Raw genomic sequence first — 6,460 nt, 5'->3', positions numbered from 1 at the left:
GGCCGGGCAAGACCGAGACCACCGAAATCCTGCGTCACCCGGATGGCGGCCGCAAAGACATCCTGCGCATCGCTGCGCCAGGCGAGCCGGTGACGGCCGAGATCGAGATCTACCGGGTCGGCAGCGAGACGTCCCGCGCCACGGCCGAAGCCGCCCTGGCGGCCCGGATGGACCCGGGCGGGACCGCGACGATCGAGACCGCCGGCGTGATCGACACCAAGTTCGGCCCGGTGCCGCTGTTCAGCCTTGGTGGCGGCGACCGTGCGGCCGGTTCTTGTCTGGGCTTCGTCAAAGCGATCGATGCCGCGAGCTTGCGGATTTCCGGCTTCTCCTGCCGCGGCGACACCGCGCTGCAGCGCCGAACCGCGGTGGCTTGTCTGCTCGACCGGCTGGTGCTGCTGAGCGGCGATGCGGCGACGGCCGCAGTGTTTGCCCAGGCCGAGCTGCGGCGCGGCAGCTGCGGGCCGAATCAGTCTGCTGCTTCGGTGGCGTCCGCCGACTGGCTGACCGGTCCGCAGGACCCGTCGCTGCGCGGCCGGCTATGAGCTGGAGACCTGCCAGGGCGGCGTAACGCCTTGGAGTTGATGCAACATTTTGGCGACGGCCGGATTGAATGATTGTCGGCCGGTGTTGCCGGATTGATCTTGTGGCCGGTGTGCGGCGGCGGCTACAAAGGACGAACCTGGAATGCGCCTGCCGATGGGGACCCCGATGTTCGTGAAATCCACTGCCGCCAGACTGTTGCCGGTCCTGCTCGCGGCAGCCGCCGTCGCCGTGATCGGCGTCAGCAATGCCGATGCCGCTCCGAAGAAGAAGCGGGTTTACGGCACGTCCGACCAGATCCGCTACGGCTCCCGCGGCCCGAACGTGGTCTATCAGGCCGGCCCCCGCACCCGTGTGTACGTCACCAAGCGGTCCTGGCTCGATGCCGGCACCGAAGTGCAGCCGGGCGAACGCCACTTCTCCGACTACGCCTTCCCGCCGGGCTATTCGTTCGCGCGCGAGAACGGCCAGCGCCCGCTCGACCGTTGGCCGCTCAATCCGGCCTCCGATCTCGGCGGATCTCCGACCGGTTTCCCGCTGTACTGATCGGCCCGCGGCACCCGCCGCCCGCGACAGCGCCAGAAACGACAACGCCCGCCGAATTCGGCGGGCGTTTTTTGTTTTATTCGACGTCACCGCCGGGGCTGGCCCGGCGGTCCATCGGATTTCATGAAGACGGCTTCGCGGACCAAGCCCGCGAGTGAGACCGTCAGGCGTGCAACGCCTGCAGTTCGGTGACGATCGCTTCGCCCATCTGCGAGGTCGAGATCACCGTGGTGCCTTCGCTCTTGATGTCGGCGGTACGCAGGCCCTTGGCCAGCACCGCGGCGATCGCTTCGTCGAGCTTGTCGGCGAGCGCGCCCATGTCGAGCGAGTAGCGCAGCGCCATGCCGAATGAGGCCAGCATCGCCACCGGATTGGCCATGCCCTTGCCGGCGATGTCGGGCGCCGAGCCATGCACCGGCTCGTACATCGACTTGCGCTTGCCGGTCTTGGCGTCGACTTCGCCGAGCGAGGCCGACGGCAGCATCCCGAGCGAGCCGGTCAGCATCGCGGCGATGTCGGACAGCATGTCGCCGAACAGGTTGTCGGTGACGATGACGTCGAACTGCTTCGGCCACTTGACGAGGTTCATGCCGCCCGAGTCGGCAAGCTGGTGGTCGAGCTGGACGTCCTTGTATTCGCGGTCGTGCACGGCGGTGATCACTTCGTTCCAGAGCACGCCCGTCTTCATGACGTTGCGCTTCTCCATCGAGGTGACCTTGTTGCGGCGCTTGCGGGCGAGGTCGAACGCGACCCGGCCAATCCGTTCGATCTCGTAGGTGTCATATACCTGGGTGTCGACCGCGCGCTTCTGGCCGTTACCGAGGTCGGTGATGGTCTTCGGCTCGCCGAAATACACGCCGCCGGTCAGTTCGCGGACGATCATGATGTCGAGGCCTTCGACCACGTCGCGCTTCAGGCTCGAGGAATCCGCCAGCGCCGGGTAGCACACCGCCGGCCGCAGATTGGCGAACAGGCCGAGATCCTTGCGCAGCCGCAGCAGGCCGGCTTCGGGGCGGGCGTCGTACGGCACGCCGTCCCACTTCGGGCCGCCGACCGCGCCGAAGATCACCGCGTCGGAGGCCTGCGCCAACGCCATGGTGGCGTCGGCGATCGCCACCTTGTCGGCGTCATAGGCGGCGCCGCCGACCAGGCCGTGCTCGGTCTCGAAGCTGGCAATGCCGGCCTTGTTGAGCCAGTCGATCAGCCGGCTGACCTCGGCCATCACTTCGGTGCCGATGCCGTCGCCGGGAAGAAGAAGCAGTTTGTGCGTTGCCATGATCGGGTCCTTGCAAGCGTCATCGCCGGGCTCGACCCGGCGATCCATCGTTTCGAGAAGGATGGATGCCCGGGTCAAGCCCGGGCATGACAGGAAGAAATGAATTCGCGGGCCGAGTGCTAGATCGCCGGTGCGGGCTTGGCAAGACAGTGTTGCCGCCTGTGCGTGTTGCGGGTGGGGCGCATTCGCTGTCACAATGACGGCGCCGGAGACCTTCCTTGACCCTGCTCGACCGCACCGAGGCGGCGCCCGCTCATCCCGCGCGCCTGATCCTGATCCTGTCGCTTGCGCCGACCGTGGGGCTCGGCATCGGCCGTTTCGCCTATTCGCTGCTGCTGCCGGACATGCGCGACAGCCTCGGCTGGTCGTATTCGGCGGCCGGATTCATGAACACCATCAATGCGGCCGGCTATCTGGCCGGCGCGCTGGTGACGTCCCGGCTGGTCTCCCGGTTCGGCATGGCGGCAATCGTGCGGGTCGGCACGCTGGCCTGCGTCGCCTCGCTGGTGCTTTGCGCGATCTCCGGCAATTTCGCGCTGCTGTCCGCCGCCCGGTTGATTGCCGGGATTGGCGCGGCGCTGGCCTTCGTGGCCGGCGGGGCGCTCGCCACCACGATCGCCCAGGCGCAGCCGGCGCGGTCGGCGTTTCTGCTCAGCCTGTTCTATGCCGGCCCCGGCATCGGCATCCTGTCGTCGGGGCTGATCGCGCCGTTCCTGCTGCAGGCGGCCGGACCCGGCTCGTGGTGGCTCGGCTGGCTGGTGCTGGCGGCGTTGTCGGCCGCGATGGCGCTACCGGTGCTGCTGGCGCCGATCGGAGTCGATGCCGGGCTCGGCGGCGGCCGCGCCGCGCCGTTCCGGATCGCTCCGGTGCTGATCTATCTGGCCGGCTATTTCATGTTCGGCGCCGGCTACATCGCCTACATGACCTTCATGATCGCCTATGTGCGCGACGCCGGCGGCGGCGCCGCGGCGCAGAGCGCGTTCTGGTGCCTGATCGGGATCAGCGCCTTCGTCACGCCCTGGGTCTGGCGCCGGGTCATGGCGCTGCATCGCGGCGGGCTGTCGACCACCATCATCCTGGCCGTCAATGCAGTCGGCGCCGTGCTGCCGTTGTTCAGCCTGTCGCCCGTGATGCTGGCGACCTCGGCGCTGGTGTTCGGGGTGTCGTTCTTCGCGGTGGTGGCCTCGACGACCGCGTTCGTCCGCTTCAACTATCCGCAGGGCTCCTGGCCCGGTGCGATCGCCGCGATGACCATCGCGTTCGGTATCGGCCAGACGCTCGGCCCGCTGGTGGTCGGCGCCATCACCGACGCGATCGGCAGCCTGTCATCCGCGCTCGCCGTCTCCGCCGCAACGCTGGCGCTCGGTGCCGCGCTGTCGGCGTTTCAACGGCCGCTGCAGAGAAGTAACTGACATCGTCCTTCCGGGGCGCTTGCGAAGCAAGCGAACCCGGAATCCAGGTGTTATTGCGACGTGGTTTCTTGGGTGCGTGCCCTGAACATCGAGATCCCGGGTTCGCGCTACGCGCGCCCCGGGATGACGGCGCGGGCTGCTACTATTCGATCACACCGCAGGCGATGCGGTCGCCGGCGTTGCCGGCGGGGTCGGTCTTGTAGTCGTCGGCCTTGGCGTGGATCACCAGTGCGGTGCCGCCGTCCTTGAACACCGAGTTCGGTTTGCCCTTGGCGAGCGTCACCGCGTCGTTGACGACGTCGATGCTGAGCGCGCCGGACGCCGGCACGTCGAGGTTAGGCATGTCGCCCGCATGCGCGCCGCCCTCGGCCATCTTGCCGTGCTTCTTGTTGTCCGGATTGAAATGGCCGCCCGCCGAGGTGAACGGCGGCTCGCATTTGCCGACTGCGTGAATGTGGAAAGCGTGTTCGCCCGGCGGCAGGCCCTTCAGTGCCAGCTTGATGGTGACGCCCTTGCTGCCCTCGGTCAGCAGTGCGGTGCCGACCTCGGCGCCTTCGGCGTTCTTCAGCGTCGCCTTGGCGCTGTCCGCCGCCATCGCCGCCGTGGTGACGCCGAGCACCGCGCCGGTGCACAACAAAGCTCGCAGGATCATCAGGACCTCCCGTGACGTGTTCTGAAACGTGATGCGAGACGCTAACACCGCGGCCGCCGCGACGCCAACACGCGATTGGCCGCGGATCATGCGTGGAACCATTTGAGACTGTTGGGACGTGACAGAACTTCCACGAGTCATTCCGGGGCGCTCGCGTCAGCGAGCGAACCCGGAATCGCGACGTGCGAGGGCGACTACAACCCGCTGAACGAGTTGTAGCCCTGGTCTTCCCAATAGCCGCCCTTGTAGTCGTTGGTGACTTCCATCGACACGACGTATTTGGGATTCTTGAAGCCGAGCTTGGTCGGGATCCGGATCTTCATCGGATAGCCGTAGGCGCGGGGCAGCACCTCGCCGCCGAATTTGAAGGTCATCTGGGTCTGCGGATGCAGCGCGGTCGGCATGTCGATCGGCGAGGTGTAGTCGTCGGCGCAGCGGAACCAGACGTAGTTCGCCTTGGTGTCGGCACCAATCAGCTCGAGGAAGTCGCGCAGTCGCACGCCGCTCCAATGGCCGATCGCGCTCCAGCCTTCGACGCAGACATGCCGGGTGATCTGCGACACCTCGGGCAGCTGCGTCAGCTCCTGCAGCGTCCAGCTCTTCTTGTTCTGCACCAGGCCCGACACCTCCAGCTTCCAGTCGCCGCCGTCGATCGTCGGAGCCTCGTCGAGCGAGTAGTAGGCGTTGAACGGAAACGGCCGGGTGATGTCCTTCTCGCTGAAGGTCGGCGCCAACGTGTTCGGGTTGAAGATTGCCGCCTGCACCGCGTCGTTGAACTTCGACACCTGGGCCAGCAGCGTTTCGGCCGAGGCGCCGTCGACCACGTCGCAGCCGGTCAGTAGCGTCAGCGCCCCGAGGCTGGCGCCGCCGGCGAGGAAGCGCCGCCGCGACACGTCGGGCATCAGCTTGGCGGCATCGCGGACCAGCAGCTTCCTGTCGACGCCCGGGATCAGCAGTTTGTTGATGCGCAGCATGGCTTTGTCCTCTTGGCGTCAGTGCGAAGAGCGAAGTGCACCGTGTTCTGGCTTCTTCGCCGCGCTCGTCGTGACGGAGAAGCGGCTTCGGATTCAGCGTCCGATGATCATCGCCCGCAGCGCCTTCGGCACCAGGGCGGCGAGCAGGATATGGATGGCCGAGAACGCGACGATGGCGCTCATCGCACCGAAATGTACGTAGCGCGCGGTGTCGTAGCCGCCGAGCAGCGCGGTGAGTGAATGGAATTGCACCGGTTTCCAGATCGCGAGGCCCGATGCGACCGACAGCACGCCGACGATCAGGACGCCGACATAGAGCAGCTTCTGCACTGTGTTGTAGCGGCTGAGGTCGTCGTGGGAGAGCCGCAGCCGGATCGCCTGTGACAAATCGGAGGTGATACCCGAGAGCGTGATTGGCCACAGTTTGCGCCGGAATCTGCCGGTGGCGAAGCCGAGGATGACGTAGAGCACGCCGTTGATCACCAGCACCCACATCGCTGCGAAGTGCCACAGCAGTCCGCCGCCGAGCCAGCCGCCGAGCGTCAGCGCCCGCGTGAACTGAAAGTCGAACAGCGGCGCGGCGTTGTAGATTTGCCAGCCGGACAGGATCATCGCCAGCATCGCGGCGGCGTTGATCCAATGCATCACCCGCACCCACACCGGCTGCAGGATGGCGCGGGGCTCTGCGATCGCCGCGGTGGTCGAGGCAGGTTCATTCAGGATGGTGGTAGACATCGGCTCTATTCCTGGAAGCCAGCGGTTGCACCGGACATTACGGGCAATGCGCCGATTTCGTTACTGCCGATTATCGATCATTGCGGCTTCGCATGCGAGCGGGATCACGAAAGCGCGAGCCGGTTGCCCGGCCCGCGCCCTCGCTCGCGGCAGCTTGCCGCAGCCTCCGCGGCGCCAGGGGGACATCATGCGCCGCGGAGGTGAGCCCGCAATTACGACGGCAGCAGCACGGTATCGATCACGTGGATCACGCCGTTGGACTGGTTGACGTTCGGGATGGTCACGGTCGAGCTGCCGCCCTTGGCATCGATCAGCATCACCT

The 6,460-nt window shown here is 66.7% G+C and carries 8 protein-coding genes; 3 read left to right on the top strand and 5 right to left on the bottom strand.

What is annotated here, in order from left to right:
• Positions 1-545 (top strand): hypothetical protein (locus DYI24_RS18630; protein WP_164573372.1); only part of this gene is annotated, 545 nt, incomplete at its 5' end.
• Positions 546-687: 142 nt separating this feature from the next.
• Positions 688-1,089, top strand: coding sequence for a hypothetical protein (locus DYI24_RS18625; RefSeq protein WP_012493995.1), 402 nt, complete (start codon positions 688-690; stop codon positions 1,087-1,089).
• Positions 1,090-1,252: 163 nt separating this feature from the next.
• Here the strand turns inward: DYI24_RS18625 and leuB are convergent, their stop codons facing one another.
• Entirely contained in the window at positions 1,253-2,365 is a 1,113-nt protein-coding gene (gene leuB, locus DYI24_RS18620) for a 3-isopropylmalate dehydrogenase (RefSeq protein WP_164573371.1), read from the bottom strand.
• Positions 2,366-2,583: 218 nt separating this feature from the next.
• Here leuB and DYI24_RS18615 point away from each other — a divergent pair, with 218 nt between their 5' ends.
• Complete coding sequence (locus DYI24_RS18615) at positions 2,584-3,777, top strand: YbfB/YjiJ family MFS transporter (RefSeq protein WP_164573370.1); 1,194 nt, start codon at positions 2,584-2,586, stop codon at positions 3,775-3,777.
• Between the two features lie 142 nt (positions 3,778-3,919).
• Here DYI24_RS18615 and DYI24_RS18610 read toward each other — a convergent pair whose 3' ends face one another.
• From DYI24_RS18610 to DYI24_RS18595, 4 genes are all read right to left on the bottom strand, one after another.
• Positions 3,920-4,429 (bottom strand): superoxide dismutase family protein, encoded by a 510-nt coding sequence (locus DYI24_RS18610; RefSeq protein ID WP_164573369.1) that lies wholly within the window; start codon positions 4,427-4,429, stop codon positions 3,920-3,922.
• Positions 4,430-4,623: 194 nt separating this feature from the next.
• The gene (locus DYI24_RS18605) at positions 4,624-5,403 is read right to left on the bottom strand and encodes a molybdopterin-dependent oxidoreductase (RefSeq protein WP_164573368.1); all 780 of its coding nucleotides are present in this window, start codon (positions 5,401-5,403) and stop codon (positions 4,624-4,626) included.
• Between the two features lie 93 nt (positions 5,404-5,496).
• Positions 5,497-6,138: a cytochrome b/b6 domain-containing protein gene (locus DYI24_RS18600; protein ID WP_164573367.1), complete on the bottom strand. Its 642-nt coding sequence runs from the start codon at positions 6,136-6,138 to the stop codon at positions 5,497-5,499.
• Between the two features lie 212 nt (positions 6,139-6,350).
• A partial coding sequence (locus tag DYI24_RS18595; protein ID WP_205523584.1) for a fasciclin domain-containing protein occupies positions 6,351-6,460 on the bottom strand: 110 nt, incomplete at its 5' end.

Origin of the sequence: Rhodopseudomonas sp. BR0C11, from assembly GCF_010820945.1 — a bacterium.
Classification (GTDB): Bacteria; Pseudomonadota; Alphaproteobacteria; order Rhizobiales; family Xanthobacteraceae; genus Rhodopseudomonas; species Rhodopseudomonas palustris_H.
This window is presented reverse-complemented; position numbering and strand designations above follow the sequence as displayed.